Annotated in this window: 12 protein-coding genes; 3 read left to right on the plus strand and 9 right to left on the minus strand. The window is 43.0% G+C overall.

The annotated features are described in order from the left end of the window. The 5 genes from GPLA_RS01700 to GPLA_RS01720 all read right to left on the minus strand — a co-directional run. A partial coding sequence (locus GPLA_RS01700) for a polysaccharide pyruvyl transferase family protein (RefSeq protein WP_226993031.1) occupies positions 1 to 763 on the minus strand: 763 nt, incomplete at its 3' end. A gap of 157 nt (positions 764 to 920) precedes the next feature. Then, on the minus strand, positions 921 to 2,798 hold the full coding sequence (locus GPLA_RS01705) for an acyltransferase family protein (protein WP_007103072.1): 1,878 nt from the start codon (positions 2,796 to 2,798) through the stop codon (positions 921 to 923). A 48-nt stretch (positions 2,799 to 2,846) separates the two neighbouring features. After that, complete coding sequence (locus GPLA_RS01710; RefSeq protein WP_007103073.1) at positions 2,847 to 3,845, minus strand: hypothetical protein; 999 nt, start codon at positions 3,843 to 3,845, stop codon at positions 2,847 to 2,849. Between the two features lie 144 nt (positions 3,846 to 3,989). Then, complete coding sequence (locus tag GPLA_RS01715; protein ID WP_007103074.1) at positions 3,990 to 5,456, minus strand: MBOAT family O-acyltransferase; 1,467 nt, start codon at positions 5,454 to 5,456, stop codon at positions 3,990 to 3,992. A 247-nt stretch (positions 5,457 to 5,703) separates the two neighbouring features. After that, positions 5,704 to 8,304, minus strand: a complete 2,601-nt coding sequence (locus tag GPLA_RS01720; protein ID WP_007103075.1) for a right-handed parallel beta-helix repeat-containing protein — start codon at positions 8,302 to 8,304, stop codon at positions 5,704 to 5,706. A gap of 415 nt (positions 8,305 to 8,719) precedes the next feature. Between GPLA_RS01720 and GPLA_RS01725 the strand changes: the two genes are divergently transcribed. Next, positions 8,720 to 9,826, plus strand: coding sequence for a glycosyltransferase family 4 protein (locus GPLA_RS01725; protein WP_007103076.1), 1,107 nt, complete (start codon positions 8,720 to 8,722; stop codon positions 9,824 to 9,826). 31 nt (positions 9,827 to 9,857) lie between these two features. Here GPLA_RS01725 and GPLA_RS01730 read toward each other — a convergent pair whose 3' ends face one another. Both GPLA_RS01730 and GPLA_RS01735 read right to left on the minus strand, forming a co-directional pair. Then, positions 9,858 to 11,003, minus strand: a complete 1,146-nt coding sequence (locus tag GPLA_RS01730) for a glycosyltransferase (protein ID WP_007103077.1) — start codon at positions 11,001 to 11,003, stop codon at positions 9,858 to 9,860. Between the two features lie 138 nt (positions 11,004 to 11,141). Further along, positions 11,142 to 13,079 carry an acyltransferase family protein gene (locus tag GPLA_RS01735; protein WP_007103078.1) on the minus strand — a complete coding sequence of 646 codons (1,938 nt, stop codon included), beginning with the start codon at positions 13,077 to 13,079 and terminating at the stop codon, positions 11,142 to 11,144. Positions 13,080 to 13,548: 469 nt separating this feature from the next. Between GPLA_RS01735 and GPLA_RS01740 the strand changes: the two genes are divergently transcribed. Continuing rightward, positions 13,549 to 15,849, plus strand: coding sequence for a VanZ family protein (locus GPLA_RS01740; RefSeq protein WP_226993032.1), 2,301 nt, complete (start codon positions 13,549 to 13,551; stop codon positions 15,847 to 15,849). Between the two features lie 152 nt (positions 15,850 to 16,001). After that, positions 16,002 to 18,407, plus strand: coding sequence for a zinc-dependent metalloprotease (locus tag GPLA_RS01745; RefSeq protein WP_007103080.1), 2,406 nt, complete (start codon positions 16,002 to 16,004; stop codon positions 18,405 to 18,407). A 104-nt stretch (positions 18,408 to 18,511) separates the two neighbouring features. Here GPLA_RS01745 and GPLA_RS01750 read toward each other — a convergent pair whose 3' ends face one another. Next, complete coding sequence (locus tag GPLA_RS01750; protein ID WP_007103081.1) at positions 18,512 to 18,934, minus strand: hypothetical protein; 423 nt, start codon at positions 18,932 to 18,934, stop codon at positions 18,512 to 18,514. 91 nt (positions 18,935 to 19,025) lie between these two features. After that, the gene (gene hemN / locus GPLA_RS01755; RefSeq protein ID WP_040513778.1) at positions 19,026 to 20,393 is read right to left on the minus strand and encodes an oxygen-independent coproporphyrinogen III oxidase; all 1,368 of its coding nucleotides are present in this window, start codon (positions 20,391 to 20,393) and stop codon (positions 19,026 to 19,028) included. Positions 20,394 to 20,448: the final 55 nt, after the last annotated feature.

Consider the following 20,448-nt stretch of genomic DNA (forward strand, 5'->3'; position numbering starts at 1 on the left):
TTAAGTAATCTGAATTTGTCTTCCATGATCTGACTAACCGTGATGTTAGAAAGTTAAAACGCTGTAGTTTTTTTATATACTTGAAATAAGTATGATCCCAAGGCTCGAGGATATTTATCCAATCAAACGAACGTTTGTGTATTTTGATTTCTGCTGAGACTTTTTCAACATCGACTCGCCGCAAATTTATAATTTTAGGCGTGTTTATCTCTAACGACTCTACTTCAGAACTATCAATTAATGGGTGCAAACTATGCGCCATATCAGGCATTAGTGACGAGTTATGTGAAAACGCCTTGGCAATTTCATGGCTCTTTTTATCACGAAGATAAATATACAGATCTGGGTGGCGTGCAAAGACTTCACTACTTTTCGTTTTTTCAGCTTCGCTTGAAAAGTGTATTGTCTGTGGAAGAATGATGATCCGCTTACTAGGGTACTTTTCAATCAGGGATTCACGTAATCTCTGGTGTCTAGGGTAGATATCACCAAAATTGCCACCGCCATGAAACATAATTAAGTCACATTTTTCGATTTTTTTTACATCCACATTTATATCAAAAGCGCGATAAACGACATTTATCTTATGGTTTTTGATAAATGCTTCCGTTCCGGCATAGATAAGCTGATCACCTACATTAAAATGTAAGGGGATATCGATATACGCGACTTTTTTATGCTCACAGAGGGATGCAATATCACGGTGCATTGCTTTAAGTTCATTTAGCTTGTTGTACCAGTTTGTCTTATAATTTAATTCCATAAAATATCCAGTTTTTAATTTAAAAAATGAGAGAGAAAAGTTAGGTGAAAATTTATTACGTCATAAAATTACAAAGTTTCGCTCAAAATATTTCTGTTAAAAAAATAGTTTTAATCTTATCGGCTTCAACACGTAACTAAACCTATATCTATACAATTTAGAGCTCGTTCCATTGTTTGGCTACTTCCAAAGCACCTTGGTGAGTGTAATGACCATAATCAAATGCGATTGGTAGATTTTCCTTGGTTAAAGTTTGGCAAGTAACACTCTCAGTTGCTTGACAAAGTATGTCGATCAAGGACACATAGAAGGCTTTATTGTTATTTTTGGTTACTTGTCTAAATTTCACGTCCATGTGTTTAAAATATGAATAGTCATATTGCTTTCCGCTCTCAATACCATCGGGTCCAGTAGTTGCCAACAATCTCGGTAAATCCTGTTTGTATTCTAAGGTTCGCCCAACAACGATAACCTTATCTGTGTAATCAGTGAGATAATTTACTGTTTGACTCAATTCATTAAAATCTGAGTCTTTCCACCTTCCGGCAATGATTATTTTATCGAAATTGACCGAGCGTACTAATTCATTAAACCCAAATGACATAATTTCTATACACCCAGCTTGACCTTTGAGTGGTAGGACTGGTCGACAACCTGAAGACGTCAACTGAGTTAAAGTTTGGTTTTTTAAGAGTAATTCAGTTATCGCACTATTCCATTGGGCCGTATGGCTATCACCAATAAGTAAGATGTTATATTTATTATCATCGAAATTGATACATTCTTTTTTGTCATAAAAGCTTAAATTCTCGTCAGTTCCTCGCAGAAAACAACTGCCCCTTCGATATCCAATGCGGTCATAATTCATATAGGATGAGTAGATAAGCTGCTGTTCATTGAATCGATTAGGTAGCCCGTCAAGGGAAAATGCCATTACTAAAATAAGGGCACTGCTGAGGGCAAAAGAACTAATCAATGTTTTGCTTGTATTTTTGCCTTTGGATAGTGCGAGGCGCTTCGCGCTAAACGGTAACTCAATAAACCGCCAACTCAGGTAACCCAAAACGACGGAAACCAACAGCAGAATGAGTTCGTGGGCTAACTTGGAGTACTCGTGGTTCATATTTAAGGTGTAAAACACAATAACTGGCCAGTGCCACAGGTATAATGAGTAGGAAATATTGCCAAAGAATTTGTTAATAGGTAGCGCCATTAACTTGGAAAAGACACCCGTCACGCTGCCAGCCCATATCACGCACAAGGTAGCCAAGGTCGGCACGATAGCACTTATCCCCGGAAACAAGGTTGCCTCGTCATACCTAAATAAACAAATAATAAGAGCGGCTAACCCTCCAAAACCAATGACATTACTCAGGGTTTTAGACAGCCCCATTTTATGCAAATTAAGCGCTAATAACCCCCCAACGATAAATTGCCAGAATCGGGTAGGGGAGATAAAGAATGATAATGATGGGTCTGTGCGCACCAGATACTCACTGAGCACAAAACTCAGCACCGCGATAACCCCTAAGAATAACTGCAGTGCCTTAGGCTTATACTTCATAATCCCAATGAGCAATATGGGAAATAAAATATAAAATTGCTCTTCTACAGACAGTGACCAGGTATGCAATAATGGGGCAAATTTTAAATCAGCTGCAAAGTAGTCTGATTGGGTGTAAAAAAACATATTCGAAACGTAAAGTAGTGTTGAAATTACGCTTTTAGCGAATAGTGTCATTTCTTCTGGGAGCAAATAACAATACGCAGCGATCATCGTTGCGATAACCGTTGCCAACAAAGCAGGGAATAGACGTCTTATACGTTTAAGGTAAAAGTCAGATAGGCTAAACTTTTCCGCCCTAAGATCCCGGCAGATAAAGCCAATAATCAAATAGCCAGAGATAACAAAAAATATATCAACCCCTAAATAGCCGCCGGGTAGTCTATTGGGTGATATATGGAATATCACCACAGCCATTACTGCTAAAGCGCGTAAGCCTTGAATATCCCAGCGATAATTTTTTGTCGACATATACTTTTCCCTAAATCCTTGTATCAAATTCTGACTGCAATATTTATATTAATTTATTATCGGTTGCATCGACTCTTTTGCGGCCGCCGGATTTAACTGCTGCCAATCAGCTAGCTGTCGCAATTGCAGGCCAATATGCTGATCGATATTTTGCGGTGTTAAGCTAACGCCAATTGACGCGTCCCGTCCGTTTTCGGGGGTATTTAACCAGTCAACCAGCCTATCACCCAGAGCCTTTTTATAGTGCGACGATTCCCACCAATATTTTGGCTCAGTGTTACTCACTAAATCAAACGGCTCAGTGGTATACTGATTGATCAAATTGAAATCGTAAATAGGGAAAGGTTTGGTATTGAGATTTGCAGCCACCGCCGCATTAATACTTACAATGGCTCTTTTCATTTTTAAATGGCTATTCACTGGGGTACTATTATTCGCATTAATATTGATGAGACGTGCGTGCGTTGGATTTAAAATTAAACTAATATCAATGTCAGTGTCGTAAGCGTTGCTAAGTAGACGTTCAAATACTTCTGTATTGCACTCTCTACTGTTTCTCTCCCTCGAAAGTGCGTAGCCTTCACGTATTTTCACGCGCTCCGATAAAGTTTCCCCCGACCCCTTGCCAAAGATAAAACTAATTCTTCGGCCATAATAATCGTAAAATTCAGGCTTTGACAAGGAGTCCAAACTCGCTTTTAGCGTATCTACAGAAATAAGATATTTTGCTCTCAGAAACTCGGCTTTGAGCCATTCAATATCATGACTAAACATTGTGGAGAGCTCTCGCGATGATTGTCCCGATGAGCATATGTCGTCAGCCACTAGGTATACGGTTTTGGCTTGCGTTAAATATTGCATATTTTTAAATTGTTTCTCGACCTCTTCGATAATGGGGCCTGGGTAAGAGTAATTAAAAGGTTTGCTGCCTTCTAAACTACTTACGTCAAAGCCGTATAGAGTGCGCGAATTACCCAAAACTAAGGTCTCAGGCTTTTGCATCTGTACTTGCCATACTTTGTGGTTTTGCTCGAAACCGGTTAACACACGGGTACCCGGTGCTAGGTGATAATATTTTTAAGGGTCGATGGCATAGTTAACCCCTCCGAGCACAAGAGCGAACAATAATGTAGATAATATCCATATCGTTAAGTACGTTTTAGTGAGTTTCATAAAAATTGATACGGCCCGTTAAAAATTGAAATACAAAAATTCAGATAACTGACCAATCAGGCCCACTGAGATGACAAAACCAACCGCTGAGACCATAGCCGGGCCAAATATTAACCAAAGTTTATCGACCGATGGTTGGGTAAGTCGCTTCTCTACGTACCGTGTGAGCTGCCCCGAATTTGGACAGAAAATAGCAATGATCAAAAGTAGAGTACAAATTACAAACGCTTTTTTTGTATAAAACAACGTACCTTTAAAAGGCTCGTTCAAATCGACCGCAGCCATTGCATTAAATATGTTAAAGGCTCCTTCGGTCGTTTCGGCTCTAAAAAATACCCATGCCACCATGACCGCTAACATAGTAAGTGCCCAATAGGCCGCATTTTCAATTTTTCCGATCGGCGAGGCAACAAAGCGCGCCCTAGTGGCAGTCCACCAGTGATTTATAATTAAATAGCTACCGTGTAAAAAGCCCCAGATCATGAAGTTCCAGCCTGCGCCGTGCCAAATGCCACCCAGCACCATGGTGGCCATTAAGTTGACGTAGCGGCGACTCTTGCCCTTACGGTTGCCGCCTAAGGCAATGTACAAGTAGTCTCGCAAAAAGCGGCTTAGGGTGATATGCCAGCGACGCCAAAAATCCACAATACTGTGAGATTTGTAGGGGGAATTAAAGTTATCTGGCAAACGAATACCAAACAGCATGGCTAAGCCCAATGCCATGTCGGTGTAACCAGAAAAATCAAAATACAGTTGTAATGTATAAGCCGAGGTGCCCAACCAGGCTTCAACGAAGGTAATACTGGCCCCTGCATCTGCGGCATTAAATACAGGCGTGGCAAAGACTGCGGCATTGTCAGCAAATACCACTTTTTTGAATATACCAATGCTGAATAGGGTCAAACCAAGAGCAAAATTAAGGGAATGGGGTTTGAAGGTTTCGTTGCGCTCAAATTGCGGCAGCATTTCTTTATGGTGCACTATGGGGCCGGCAATCAATTGGGGGAAAAAGGTCACGAATAGGCAGTAACGCAAGAAGCTATGTTCGTTTATTTCTTTGCGATAGGTATCTACTAAGTAGGCAATTTGCTGAAAGGTAAAAAAGGAAATGGCCAAGGGCAAGGCGATTTTAGCAATAAAATAGTCTGTGTTGGCTAGCCAGTTGAGTTGGTCGACTAAGAAATTAGTGTATTTGTAATAACCTAGGGCGAGCAAGTTTAGCGCAACGCCTATGCCTAGAGTGAACTTCGCCCACGGTTGATGGCGCTGATTAACCGTTTCGATGCATCTTGCCCAAGCGAAATTAAATACGATGGATATGATGATAAGTACGAGGTATTCGGTTTTCCACCAAGCATAGAAGCCCAGCGATGCCAACACTAGAAAGCTGATAGCTGCTCTGGCACCCAGTTTAGAAATTAAAAAATATCCGCACAGGCAAAGCGGTAGGAACAATAAAATAAATTCGTGTGAATTGAACAGCATAGTGCGTATTAGTCCCTTAACGTTACAACGATTTTAGCGCGGGGCATTGTAACCTGTTTAACTTCCCCAGCCTACGGATAGGCAAAGTTTATGCCGTAGAAATATTGGCGGTGACTAGATACATTATTTTTGTCGTCGTGAGAGAGCAAAATTCCAATCAAGCATTTAGCCCAACCATTTACAAAAAAGACGGGGTTAAATGCGTGATACGGTAGTGGGTTAGCGATTGTTGAGTAGAAGTACGGTGTTAATGGTTTATGCCGATCGTGATGACACTGCTCGGATTTTCATTGCTGGCTGAGCGCACTGGGGCTGTATTTTTTTCTGTGCTGGGTTCATAGATTTTTATATTCCCAAACGTGGCATGCGGCACTTTTGAACCATGGGCGTCATCGTAATCCAAAACAAACACCAAACGGTTTATTGGGCCGCTAACGTATTGTCCCAAATTGAAGGTTAAGGTTTCTGTGCCGTTAACGAGCGTCGTTTTAGGCCCATTTTCATGCCATTTCTGGCTACCATAAAATTTAAACAGGCGAGAGTAGGTGAGTTTGTTGTCTGTTTCAAACGCCATACCAATTATTTCACCCCGGCCAGTATGGCTGACATCTACCTCTAGAACGGTGTCAGGTAAGATTATGTCAGTGTAGGCAAGGCTTTTCCAGGTATTGCCCGATAGTGTAATTTGCTGACCATCATCGCTAATTTCATAGCGTTTCTGGCGATCTTGTACATCAAAAGATGACAGGTTGGCTTCGTCAAATTGGATGTAGGTTGAGGTCGATTCTTCGATCGCAGGCGATAACGCGCTGGCATGATGTTGCTTGAGCGAAAAATTGGGAATGACAAAACGTGAATCAATGGGGAGCGCATAAGCACTGCCAGCGTCGAGCGCTGATGCTATATTGTCTGGTTGCTCAGACATAGGATGATAGAAATCATCGCCTATGGTTGCCCTTACCACTGGAATACCGACATCCGTATTGTAAATGACATTATTTTTAAAGCTTGATTGTGCATAAAGTTGTTTGTCGTAAATGCCATACCCTACTTGGCTGGCATAATCCCGATTGATAAATATATTGTTTATGGCGTTGACCCAAAACGTATCATCGTTATCCACTTTTGAGGCGGAAATACCATTGCGGTTGGTGATAATTAAGTTTTCAAATACATTGGTGATACCGGCTGGGCGAGTCATGATGCCGCCCATTTTAATGGCTGCCCATTCTTTACCGCGCTCGTCGCCTAAGTCGTGTATATAATTGTGGAATATGTAGCTTGGTCCTATCATATTAGGCGCCGTGCTGATGCCACAGTAGCCTTGGGTCATTTCGTTGTTGTACACCAGTACGTTGGCTTGGCCGCCGTCTATCTCAATTAAGTCATCGTTGGCATAGGCAAGGTAATTATTATAAATCGCTGAGTCACGCACAAATGCCCCTGAACGCCTAAAGTTCGAACGGCCTTCTATTACATCATTGAAACGGTGTTCCGCTGTGCCGTAAAAGCGGTTGTTACGCACGATATACTGGCCGCGATAGGCTTCGGTGTCATGGTATCCCCATATTTGAAAGGCATTGGGGCCATTGGGGTGGCCATATTCCCAACTGTTGGCCTTGCCGTTTGGTGAGTGGATCTCTGAGTCTTCAATGACCACTATGCCGCTGCGCTCTAGGTAGATACCCGAATCGTAATTAATTAAACCGGTACTCTTGATTGTTTCGTAGCCTTTGCCTTTGCGATATTCAGTGGCTACTCGGCCAAACTCTGATATATCGGCACCTTTTATCCATATATGATGGGCTTTATAACCATGTATGCCGTAACGAAATCCACCTTTGCTGGTGATATTTTCAAGCATAACGTAATTTTGTCTCCCGATATAAATGGCAGAATTATCATCAGGGTCAGCTTGTACGGTAACACCGTCACCGATAATTTTTGCCCAGCCACCTTCGCTGCCTTCAATGCCTAAGGCTTCTAGGTTGAGTTGACCGCCTTGATATATATCGCTTAGGTAATAGATTTTTTCTGGGTCGATGGGTGGCGATTCAGCACGGGTTTTAAAGGTATATTCTTGCTCAGACAAGGGCACGTTGTTTTCAGTCAGCATCACGTTAACGACGTAATGGGTGTCAGGCTGCAGATGTACGATCGAGCCAGATAAGGCACCTTGTATTGGCTCCCACTGCAAGGCTAAACCGGGTTGCCACTCGTTATCCCCTTGTGCTTTGAATTGTATTGTAGCCTGGGTGTTTTGTGTTTGGTTATACAAAGTAATACTGGCTGATTCCATCAGCGGAACGATACGATAATCTTGCTCGTTGGCAGCGGTCGCTGGGAATATGAGGGCCGGATCAAAGCCTGCTCGTAAGCTTGCCGTAGTAATCACATCACTTTCTATATTATCACTGGCCGCGAGTTTTTCAGCGAGTCGGTAGCCGTCCACAGGGAATAGAGTCAGAGCAACATAAATATAATGGCTTTGGTTTTTTCTCTGACGCTCTATTAATTGAATCGCGGCTTGCTGTGGGTTTACGCCTTTATGCATTGCTAACAATAAATTAGCCGTAATTTCAGGATGTTTTTTGACTGCTTTTCTGGCTTGTTTGGGCAACGAATTTAAGGTTTTTTGGTCTTTGATAAAGGGTAATAGTTGCACTGTTGATGCAAGTTGTTGTTTATCCATCTCTTGCAACAAGTACTGCGCTGCTTGTTGCGCAGGTTCTTTTACTGGCCCGTGAAAAATTGAACAGCCGGTTAAGCCGATGAATAATAGCGTGAGGGCTGATGTACGAATAAGCTGGCGATAATATTGAGATAAATGAAATAGCTGAGCCTGCATAAGTACTCCTTTGGGTTACTTAAAAACTGCGACAGATTGAGTGTGACAAGGGGCGTTTAATAATGCAACGTTCAGTCAGAAAATCGCATGGGTCTATTATAAGCGAATAAATCTTGATGGTCATAAAATTTACCTTTTTTTGCGCCGAGAGTAAAAATTCTGTGGATATGTTGGCAGTATTCTGCTCATTTCTGTTTCGGTAAGCCATTGAGTCTACGCGGTAATCCATATAGTTCGTGGAATAATAAAGTCTGGGAATTTATTTTTCATTCCTTTGGCGATAAACCGCATAAAAAGTGCACCTTGCTGATATCATGTTGCTGTTTTTATTATTTCCATCTCTCATTCTCTTGCTGGTTTAATAATAAGGCTTAAATAATGATGGTGTTTTCGCAGTAACGGAGTACTACCAGAAATGGGGACAGTGTGTATTATCGGGGCAAGGAATGTTCCAAACTTCATTGGCGGAATTGAGACGGTTTGTGCTCAGCTTTACCCTCAATTAAAAGGTATAACGCCCGAGTATTCTTACACTCTATTTACGCGTGTTAAGCCAATCAATAAGGCTGATCAGCAATATGCTGGCCTCACCTTAAAATATATTCCTACCATTGATATTTCCGGTATGGAAACCTTACTGCATACACTGTTTGCGATTATCTACGCGCGTCTATTTGTGCACCCTCAAATTATGCATCTACACGGTATCGGCCCCGGTTTTTTTGCGCCTTTGTCACGGCTGTTTGGTTTTAAAACGGTTGTGACGCATCACGCAGTTGACTATGAGCGACCCAAATGGGGACGCTTGGGTCGAGCCTTTTTAATTCAGGGCGAACGCAATGCCTGTCGTTATGCCCATAGGGTTATATGTGTTAGCCAAGCGTTAAAAAACGATTTAGATAAGCGCTTTGCAAAAAATAGCCAGCGTTATGTCACGATCCGAAATGGTGGCTCGTTAGATTTTACCCAACATCTTGATGAGCGAAATATTTTAGCGGAGTTTTCCCTTACCTCGGCTGGTTATATTCTCGCGGTAGGCCGTCTTGAACAAACCAAGGCCTTTCATGAATTGATTGCGGCCTATCTGCAGATTGAACAGCCGGTCAAAAAATTGGTGATATGTGGGGTAGGGATCCACGCTGAACAATATGTGAAGGATTTAACCAAAAACGCCTCAGAGAATATCATTTTTGCAGGTTTTCAAAGCGGTGAGCGACTTAAAACCTTGTACGCCAATGCCGCACTATTTATGCATCCCTCGCACATGGAAGGTTTTTGCTTAGTGGTCTCTGAAGCACTTTCTGCCGGTGTGCCTATTGCCCTGTCTGATATTCCCCCGCACCGGGAATTCAAACTACCGGAGCAATGCTTTTTCAACATTGGTGACATAGCAGCAATGAAAGATATTTTGCAGCAGGATGATTTTAGCGCTTATCAATCGCCACAGGCGTTCGAACACCAGAGCTTAAATACCTGGCTGGTCAGTGCAGAAAAACATAAAGCCTTGTATCAGGCTTTATAGCCTCAATTTGCTTGTTGTAAGCCCAGTGAGGTTATAAAAATGTTCGAAAATTCTGCCAATACTGGTTAGCAATCTTGTGAATTTCAAAGTCTAGGCTGCGCTGCAGCGACATTTGCCTATAGTGTTCTAGGGTGTCTGTTTGACTCATTGCATTAATTGCTTGGGTTAAGCTGTCAATGGATAGCGTTGGTACGAGTATGCCGTATTTGGCCGGATACATAGCGTCAATTGCTAGGGTATCATCATTGGCCAATATTTCTGCTGGCCCAGACTCACAATTCGATGCGACCACGGGCAGGCCTAACACCATGGCTTCTAACATCGCATTGGGAAATCCTTCATTGAGGGAGGCGGATATATAAAATACTGCGTTTTTCATCACTGAAAAGGGGTTGTTAGCGTAACCGGCTAAATGCACCTTCTCACTTAGGTTTTTTGCGTCGATAAGCGCTTGAAGCTTGTTACGCTCTTGGCTATCTCCGTCGCCTAATATGACCAGATCATAGGGGCAGTCCGCAGCATCATACGCTTTGATAAGCATGCCGAAGTTTTTACTTTTGGTTAGACGTCCCACTGCCGCTATATATTGTCGTGACAGGGCAAACTCGTTGGTTTGCTTGCCGTCGTGGCAAATTTGCTTATGGTCATAGGGATTGAAGATGGTCAGGGTACGCGCCTTGGGCATATTAAAATTCTGCACCAGATCGTTTGTCACCCCTGTTGACACACCAAGTGCCTGGCTGGCAAATGGATAAACCACCCTGGGTACCATTTTACTTAAGACGAGTTTTAAACCACTAAATTGCAGCGCCAAATGCGAGCTGAGGTGCATGCGTTCGCAGATTATGGCCGGGCGGCGGTGCAGTATTCGATTGACGATAACGTTCGCTACATTTGAGCGAACTAACAGGCTCACACATAAACTGGGTTTAAGTGCTGACAGTTTTTGGGCTAGCAAATAAACGCTGCGTATTAACGAGCGGCGGCTATCTAGCCTGTGCATAGTAACGAATTCAGGCATGATCCTGTGTTCTTTTTCGCGGTCGAGTAATATCAGGTGAATATTGAATTGTTCGTGCTGTGGCGTGGCTTGCAATATGTTATTTAGGGCGCGCTCAGCGCCGCCTAGCCCTAACGAATTAATAATAAAGACCACCACTGGCTTGTTATCGCGCATTCATCCCTCTGCTTGGTATTTCATTTGAATGTGACAGGTCACATTTTCTAAGCCTATGGTAGCAAGGTAATAAGCGATTGCGTTACGTTTATACCGTAATAGGAACAAACCCGTGCGCTTATTTACCTCACCAGCTGATTACTCAGCGGATGCTTCGAGCGTTTTGCCGGTCCCTTCAATTGCGTTTACAATTTCGCCTTCAAGGTAATAGCTTATCGTTTGCCCAGCTGTTACAGATATGTGATGGGCGTCTTTATACATAATTTCGCCGTTCTGGCTGCCACCACACTTTTCGTCATCACAGAAGAAGCTGTCTAGGGCAATCATGTTTTTGCTTGGGTAAAGCATTTCTTCGAAGCGTTTGAGCTTGATGTCGTAGTCACTTCGTAGCACATACTCTTCTTGATCATTCAGGCCTAACTGGTGCCTGAAAAAAGCGCGGGGGATATTGGTTTTTTGTCTGGGAATTTGCGGTACAAATGCATATTTTAAGTGATTAACTTCAAAAAATGCGATGGTTCTTTGTAAAGCGGCGTGCATTTCCTCAACCTGTGAAACGTCTGTTTCAAGTAGCCCATACTCAATGTAATTATCCCAGGCGCTGACGTCTAAGATAAGATCATAGCGATCAGTCTGACTGAGTAAATGTGATTGCATAAATTGGTTATGAAAATAGCAGTCTTCGGCCCCTTTGCGTCTTGTTTCTACTAGGCTTGGGCAACCTGAGGTATTCATCGCATGTATGGTAAACCGGTCGGAAAAATTATCTAACGCTGACATTAAGGCCGATGCGTGAGAATCTCCCCACAGCAGGATAGAGTACTGGGCGTCAACCCCTTCTTTGACGGTACATATTGAGAATTGCCCTTTTAGCCTTTTGGTATCGGTACAACGATCGCGATAGGGTTCACTGACTAATGAATTATTATAGGCGCTGAGGCCCGTTGCATTCATCTGCAAAAAACGGTTATTAGATTGTAAGGTAAAGAAAGAAACACTCGCCACCAGCAGCGCAGCGAACCCCAGCAGGCTGGGCTTGGTGTAGGCGCTTTGATAAAACGAAGCTAATCTAAGTGGCTGCTCGATTACGCGATAAGACAAATAAGCAATCAAAAAGGTAACCGTAAAATAGGCTGCCATGTTGAGGGCTGAAGTGTTGTCAATTAGCCACTCGAAGCCGACCCATATTGGCCAATGCCATAAGTACAATGAGTAAGATAACAAGCCGATAAATACCACGGGTTTTGCACTTAATACCCGGTATAAAAATCCTGTGGTACTGCGGTCGATAAGCATCAACAGCGTACCTAAAACGGGTAAAACAGCATAAAAACTAGGGAAAGCGAGATAACGATCATATTGAACAGCCGCGATAGCGACGCAGATAAAGCCGATTTCACGTAGGTATTTAATCTTGCTAAACGCGTCGGGCTTGTGGGTGAGATGAACAGCAAATAATGCGCCCAATCCCATTTCATAAAACCGTGTCGGCAGCACATAAAAACTGACGAAACTCAAGCTGTTAGGGGCGTATATGTATGCCAATACGAGTGATATTGAACAAGCAAATCCCACAGTTAATAAAACGACGTTTTTCTTAAATTTGAGCAGCGTCAGAATAAATAGCGCTAAGGGGAACAGAAAATAAAACTGCTCTTCAACGCTTAGGCTCCATGTGTGCAGTAAAGGTTGAAGCTCTAAGTTTGGGCTGAAATAGCTAGAGGTTTGCCAGAAATATAAATTCGAAACAAATAATAATGAAGCCGTTGCAGATTTGGCCAACATTTGAAATAAATTCGGTGGATAGATAAAGGCAAAGACTAATAAGGTGATCAAAGTCATAAAAATACTAGCAGGTAGTAGTCGTCTTGCTCGCCTCTTATAGAAGTCCACAAACGAAAAATTACCAGCCAACATTTTCGGATAAATAATAGAGGTGATCAGAAAACCGCTAATAGCGAAAAATATATCTACGCCTATGTAGCCACCAGGAAATAATGTGATTTTCGAATGAAATAGAATGACTAATATAACGGCTATGGCCCGTAGACCATCGATGTCTGCTCTATATTTCATGAATCACATCCTGTTTTTAGCAGGGCGCGAGTATGAGTTGGCCGTCTAGTGCTGTCGCCGTGAATGGCAGAATGTAGATAAGTGCGAGTTCGCCATGTGAAGCCGTTGCTTATAAAAATATCCATATCAATTATTCATACACATCCATTTGTAGAGTTAGAGCAAAATAAACGCTGCTAACGGCTTATGCAAGCACTGTATGTGGCTCATCTGCGTTGTATCGTTGATGTAGGGAGACAGTAATGTTAATTTCCTGACATGTAACGCATTGAATTCATGAGGTATAATGGTAGAAAGCTGCTTTTATCATGCTACTAAATTCAGCTGCTTATTGATGGATGAAAGTTGTACAATATTTTGCACGAATGCGTACCCTTGTTAGTGTTGATTCGTTCAACTGGACGTGAGATACACGTTAGCGGCATAAATAATCGCACATACCCAACCAATGTAAGGCGGATTGACATTGTTGATACGAGATAGAACAACGCTCATAAAAATAACAATATTTTACGCAATATTTATTATATTCGGCAGCTTTGTACCCTTTAACGTTAATCAACTAACGTTCGGGGAAGCCGTGCAGGGGTTTAGCGATTTAAACAAATTTGATTTCGCTATTGTCAATCGCTCGGATTGGTTCACTAATTTCCTGTTGTTCATGCCAATAACTTATTTGCTGCTGATGGTTATTCAGCGCAGTCATTCTCGGTTGATACGCACGTTGCAGCTGATTTTCATTTGCGCTGCTTTACTGTGTATTTCTGCTGGCATTGAGTTTGTGCAGTTTTTTTTGAATGACAGAGTGTCGTCATTTAAAGATGTTTTTGCCCAGTTTCTAGGCATGTTACTCAGTTTTATACTTTATCTTTTCACCCGGGTTAAATTTATCCGTCTCGTTAATAAACTGAATCGTTACGGGGGGAAAAATAAATGGATATCCTACGCTAATGGCACCTTAGCGGTATTGGTGATTTATAGCCTGATGCCCCTAGATTTATCTGTCAGTCCGGTTGAAATATTCAAAAAATGGCAAGCGGGCAGGATAACCATCATTCCATTTGCGTCGTTTGAGTTTTCCATTAATGAAGGTGTGTTTGGCATAATGTCAGACATTTTTTTATGGGGCTTTATCACGTGGCTATATATTAAAAGTGCGAAGTATCAAGCTAACTATATTTTAAAATTGTGCTTAATGTACGCCCTAGGCATAGAGCTAGCACAATTATTTGTATTAAGCCGATATACGGATGCAACCGATGTCGTCAGCGCTTTTATTGGCATTATGATCGCCTTAAAATTCTTTACTGCACAGCATGTTAGTACCCAGCGTAACGATGTACATACTACGCAAGTAAATAGGCGTTTCTCACTCTATGCTCAAGAAGCACTGTGCGTAGCATGGTGTGTTTTGTTGTTGTTTTTAGCTGTGTATCCATTTGAATTCATACAAAATAAAGCCGCATTGTTTAGTAATTTCCAAGGATTTTTTTCTGTCCCATTAGAAACCTATTGGCGAGAGGGGCCGTTGCAGGCGGTCACTCAGCTGCTCAGAAAAGTGTTATTGGTTGCGCCGTTAGGCATTCTGTTAGCGTCTATTGCGTTCAAACATCAGTTGCACAAGCAATATCGCATTATGCTGGGGCTGGCTGGGATTGCTTTTTTATTCGTACTGGAATTGTTGCAGATATTTATTGTTAATAAGGTGGCTGTGGCCAGTGACGTAGGGCTAAATTTGCTGGGATTATTTTTAGGGCAAAAAGTGTACTTAATGCACTCGAGTCAAAATAAAACACCTGAACGTCGATTTGATGTGCCGCAAAATTATAAAAAGTATTACCTGTTGGCGGTATTTGTCATGCTGGCTATTTCGTTGTATTTCATACAGGGCGATGATCGCACCCCATACAATGTTAAAGAGCTTTTTACGCAGGATTTTGTCTGGTTAAGCAGTATCATGATGTCATTATCTCTGATGGTCGCTTTTGCGCTTCCGCCTATTGCGCTTGATAAATTAACAGCCCGTAAAAAAACATCGGCGCTAACACTACTGGGGTTGTCAGTAGCCCATTGCCTCTTGGTCTTTAACCTGTTTTATATGACGTTCCCCAATGAAAGTTTATTTGACATTTTGGGCTACCCTACCTGGCGTGATCAGTCTCATTACCTTGAACTAGGTTATCGATTTTTAGGCTTTTATCTTCCTATCTCGGCGGCATTTTTGCTTGTTTATTGTTGGCTGACGCCCACTAAATCGATTGGCTTCAAAGGCAATCGGCTGGCCTTCTCGTTGTTGTACGCTTTTTTCGTTTTACCCGTGTCATATTGGGTTGTGGTGGTGCAAGCGGGTACAGATAATATTATTGAATTACTGCCCAACAACGGCCATTCATTCAAGCTGCTGTATATTGTGGGCTACATACTTTTGCTCATATACGCGTCTGGTTGGTGGGTGAAAAAAGCTCCTTCGGCTAGTCGCATGAAGCGTGCGGCTTATTGTTTTGTAACGGTCGTGTCAGCACCCCTTGGGTTTTATCTTATTCAGCACGGTATGCAAGACGTGATTATCAAATACGGTCGCGTGTTTTCAGGCCTGCAGTTTATTTTAAGTCCTTCCAGGGAAAGTTTGTTATCACAAGAACAGCTGTTTTTTAGATTTTCAATTTTGCATTTTATGCTGCTCATTATGTTCTTTATTAACGGATTCGCTGCAAAAACGCTCTCACCCAGACCTAGTACAGGGCACACATTAGCCGGTGCCGCCGGCTGAAATCCTTGTTTAAAGATTGCCGAATGTTGCGACTTTAACGTTGTTAGCTGCCGGCGAACGCTAATTTTCCGGCATTGGTCAACTGGTGCTTTTGCCGAGCGCAAAAACTCGGTAAGGTGTTGTTCGCAATAAATATAAGCAAAGGAATACAGATGTTGAAGTCAAAACAATGGGGAACACTGGCATTATTGTGCTGGGTGCTGAACGTGGCAAATGTGTCGGCTGAAACGGCAAAAGCGACCAGCATCAGTGAATTTACCCAAGGGATGGCGCATAAAACCGGTTTCTTTGACTTTTACTATGACGTACAAGGCGACAAAGTCTATTTGAGCATTGATAAACTCGATCAGCCATTTCTATTTCAAAGCAGTTTACCCCAAGGCATTGGCTCAAATGATATTGGCCTAGATCGCGGTCAGTTGGGGGAAACGCGTTTGGTTGAATTTCAGCGTTTTGGTAACAAGGTGATGCTAAATCAACTCAATACCGCCTATCGTGCAAGCTCGGCTAACCCTGCTGAGCAAGCCAGTATTGATGAAGCCTTTGCTGACTCAGTGTTGGTCGGTTTACCCGTGGTGGCCACAGACAAAGACACTGTACTGGTGGACTACACGGATTTTTTGTTTTCTGATATTCACCAAATTAGCGATCGTTTAACTGCGACTAAGCAGGGCAGTTACAGCCCAGATGCCAGTCGCAGCGGTGTGTACCTCAAGCGCAGTAAGGCGTTTGCGGATAACACTGAACTTGAGTCATTAGTTACTTTTGGCGGCAGCCAGCCCGGTGAATATGTACAGCAAGTGACCCCAGCAGCCAAAAGCATTACCGTGCATTTGCATCATTCTTTAATTCGCTTGCCGGATGACAAATACCAAACGCGCACGTTTGTGCCTTTTTCTGGTTTTTGGGCCACAGGCTATGAAGATTATTCGGCGCCGCTTGGGCAAAGCATGAGCAAACAGTTTATTCCTCGTCATCGCCTGACGAAGAAAAATCCCAAGGCTAAGATCAGCGAAGCGGTTGAACCCATTGTTTATTATCTAGACCCCGGGATCCCTGAACCGGTATTAGGGGCTTTACTTGACGGAGCGCGCTGGTGGAACCAAGCCTTTAGCGCCATTGGTTATAAAGATGCTTTTCAGGTGAAAGTTTTACCCGCAGGGGCTGACCCAATGGACGTGCGTTACAATGTGATCCAGTGGGTACACAGAGCCACAAGAGGTTGGTCTTATGGTAGTTCAGTGGTGGACCCTCGCACAGGCGAAATTATAAAAGGCCACGTGACGTTAGGCTCGCTGCGGGTGCGTCAAGATTATTTAATTGCCCTGGGTTTAACCAGTCCATTTAAAGATGAAAATGTGAGCACCCAAGGGCAAAAAGAAATGGCGCTGGCACGTATTCGCCAATTGTCAGCCCATGAAGTGGGCCATACCTTAGGCATTGCCCACAACTTCGCCGCCAGCGAATATGGCCGTGAGTCAGTGATGGATTATCCCCACCCAAAAATCACCTTAGACAATGGCCAAATTAGTCTAGAAGGTGCGTATGCCACAGGCATGGGGGCATGGGATAATTATGTTATTGCTTACGGTTATCAGGATTACCCGAATGGCCAAGATGAAGTCAAAGGGCTTGATGCCTTAGTTACAAAAGCCCGGGCCAGTGGTATGGGTTATCAGTCTGATCCTGATGCGCGACCACTGCATGCTGCCAATCCTTCGGGGAATTTGTGGGACTCAGGCAGCGACGCAGTCGCAGAGCTGAAAAGGATCAGCGAAGTGCGCAAGGTTGCCCTTGAGCAATTTGGTATCAATAGCATTCCCACTGGCGATACGTTGTCTTCGTTAGAAGAACGCTTAGTGCCTATCTATTTGCTGCACAGATACCAGCTAGATGCCGTGGCGAAAGTCGTGGGTGGGGTAGCATATGAATATGAAAGTAAGGGCGATTATGCACAAGCTAAAGGTGCACGGGTGGTCAGTGGCAAAGCACAGCAAAACGCACTAACAGCCTTGCTCGATACCCTTCAGCCTGATTATTTACGGATACCAGAGCATATTATCAAGCTGATCCCGCCAAAAGCTTATGGTGAGTCTCGTACTCGGGAGAGTTTTCAAGGTCGCACCGGATTAACCTTTGATCCCGTTTCAGCAGGGGAGTCAGCGGCTAACTATAGTTTAACCCTATTGTTACAACCCCAACGCTTGAATCGTTTGGCTCAGCAACACAGCATGGATAAAGACATTCCGGGAGTGAACAGTGTCATTTCCACTTTGCTGGCCCGTAGTCTTAAGCAACAAAGTGAAACACAGCTTTCCCAGCGTATCAATTATGTGGTGTTAGATGGTTTAGTTAAGGTGCTGTCAAACCCAGAACTGGCCCCTGAAGTGGAAGGGGCAATAGAATTACAGCTACGAGACTTAACCAAATGGTTAGACAGCTTGAAAAAACGCGGGCAAAATCGTGTGTTGGCTGAGCAGTTAAATCAATTTTGGCAAACTGGGCAGTGGCCGGCACACTTTACAGCTAAGCCGTTACCACCTGGCTCACCGATTTAGCACATTACCCCTTGATTTGACATGGAGCTCACTTAGATTAAGTGAGCGTCATTGAACTTAGGCTACCTTCACCGAGTGGGATGAGATTAATGGCTCAGCCTAGGTTATATCGTCTCTTTTCGTCTAGTGACTTCTTGGCGAAGCCATTCTTTTGCTATCGATTCTTGCTCGAAAAAAGCATGTTTAAGCGTTGTGCGCTGATAAATACCTTCCCAAAACTGCTCCGAAATGGATTTATATTGCACATCAACAAACACCACAGCAGTAGCCACTAGATTCATATGTTCAGCTTGCTTGATTGATTCAACCATCATGCTTGAGGCTTCAGGTGGTAACAAGGGCTCGCCAGTTAACAGTATTAAACTGGCCCATGCATTTTCGCACAACTGCTCCCGATAGACTTGTACTTCGCGCTGATATTGCAACACCATTTCAGTATTGGCTGGACCTTGGGCACGAATAACCAGTAAATTGCCTTCTATTGTTATTTTTAACGCCCCGTGAGCAGGGAAGTTTCTGTTTACCATTAAGTGCATTCCTTTGATTTGTATCAAATTACCCATTAGGTATAGCACACATTTTTATTTGGAATATATAGTAGTTTAGTCTGGGGTGTTGTTAAATTGTCGCCGAAAATTTTTCTCCAGTATCAAGGCTTAGGTACTGGTCAAACACCATGCAAATGTTGCGTAGCAGCAGCTGCGCCTTACTCTCTATGCATATTACGTGGGGCCGATTTATCAGCAATTGATCATCTATAAATGTGCTGAGTCTTGATATTTCATCAGCAAAGTAAAGGTCAAATTCAATATCGAATGCCAGTGATATAGCCGTTTTATCCACCACTAGGTTACACATGATATCGCTGATGACTCGTTGACGAATAAGATCGTCTTTACTCAGTATCAATCCTTTTTCAAGGGCAAGTTGTTGGTGTTCAATGGCATAATAATAGCCAGCTAAGGTTTTATGATTTTGGCTATAACTGTTGCCTATTGCACTTATCGCTGACACACCAAGCCCGAGTAAATCCGTGTTGGTGTCTGTGGTGTAACCTTGAAAATTCCGACTTAAGGTTCTATTTTGCTGGGCTTTCGCCAATTCGTCACTGGGGAGCGCGAAATGATCAATGCCAATGAATTGGTAACCATAGCCACACAAGGTTTCAATCGCCTGGCGCATTAATACTAGCTTTTGCTCAGTATTGGGTAAGGTATCTACCGACAACTTGCGCTGTGCGGCAAAGCGTTCTGGTAAATGGGCATAGCTAAACAAGGATACCCGCTCTACTTGCATTTTATGTACTGCCGATAAGGTGTTGGCAAAACTTTGTGGCGTTTGAAAGGGCAGGCCGTATATGAGGTCAAGATTTACCGAGCGAAAGTTTCGCTGTTTAGCGCGCTCAACTAAGCGGGCAATTAATTCGGTCGGTTGTACCCGATTAATGGCTACTTGCACGTTAGGGTCGGTATCTTGTAAACCAATGCTCAAGCGATTAAAGCCCATGTCGGCCATGGCATCAATTCGTTGGCAACTCATATTGCGTGGGTCAATTTCAATACTGAGCTGGGCGTCATGGGTAAAGTAAAAGTGCGTATTTAGCCCCTCCATTAATCGTTGCAGTTGGCTGTCGTTTAAAAAGTTAGGTGTACCGCCGCCTAAATGCAGTTGGGTAACGGGTTTTTGGGTGAAATGTTTGGCTTGTAATTCAATTTCTTTGAGTAAGTAATCGAGATACAAATCAGCTTTAGACTGCAAACGCGTAACCACTTTATTACAGCCACAGTAGTAACAAAGACTATGGCAAAACGGAATGTGCACATACAAAGACAAGCTTTTGTTATGACTTTGCGCAACGGCCTTTAACAGATTAGGTTTTGTAAACCTTGGGCTAAAGTTCAGCGCGGTTGGATAAGAGGTATATCTGGGTCCTCGGGCGGGATATTTTTGCAGTAGTGCCGAGTCGAACATAACGCAGGAATGCATAGACGTGCTCACAAGTTAAAGGCAAAGGGTTAACGGGGGCAGCCTAATAGATAGT

It is taken from the genome of Paraglaciecola polaris LMG 21857 (assembly GCF_000315055.1).
Lineage (GTDB): Bacteria > Pseudomonadota > Gammaproteobacteria > Enterobacterales > Alteromonadaceae > Paraglaciecola > Paraglaciecola polaris.

Bases quoted from the DNA above. Each gene is read 5' to 3' on its own strand.
- GPLA_RS01715 (WP_007103074.1), bottom strand. From the start codon at position 5,456: ATGCTGTTCAATTCACACGAATTTATTTTATTGTTCCTACCGCTTTGC.
- GPLA_RS01725 (WP_007103076.1), top strand. From the start codon at position 8,720: ATGGGGACAGTGTGTATTATCGGGGCAAGGAATGTTCCAAACTTCATT.
- GPLA_RS01745 (WP_007103080.1), top strand. From the start codon at position 16,002: ATGTTGAAGTCAAAACAATGGGGAACACTGGCATTATTGTGCTGGGTG.
- GPLA_RS01735 (WP_007103078.1), bottom strand. From the start codon at position 13,079: ATGAAATATAGAGCAGACATCGATGGTCTACGGGCCATAGCCGTTATA.
- GPLA_RS01750 (WP_007103081.1), bottom strand. From the start codon at position 18,934: ATGGTAAACAGAAACTTCCCTGCTCACGGGGCGTTAAAAATAACAATA.
- GPLA_RS01720 (WP_007103075.1), bottom strand. From the start codon at position 8,304: ATGCAGGCTCAGCTATTTCATTTATCTCAATATTATCGCCAGCTTATT.
- GPLA_RS01730 (WP_007103077.1), bottom strand. From the start codon at position 11,003: ATGCGCGATAACAAGCCAGTGGTGGTCTTTATTATTAATTCGTTAGGG.
- GPLA_RS01705 (WP_007103072.1), bottom strand. From the start codon at position 2,798: ATGTCGACAAAAAATTATCGCTGGGATATTCAAGGCTTACGCGCTTTA.
- hemN (WP_040513778.1), bottom strand. From the start codon at position 20,393: ATGCATTCCTGCGTTATGTTCGACTCGGCACTACTGCAAAAATATCCC.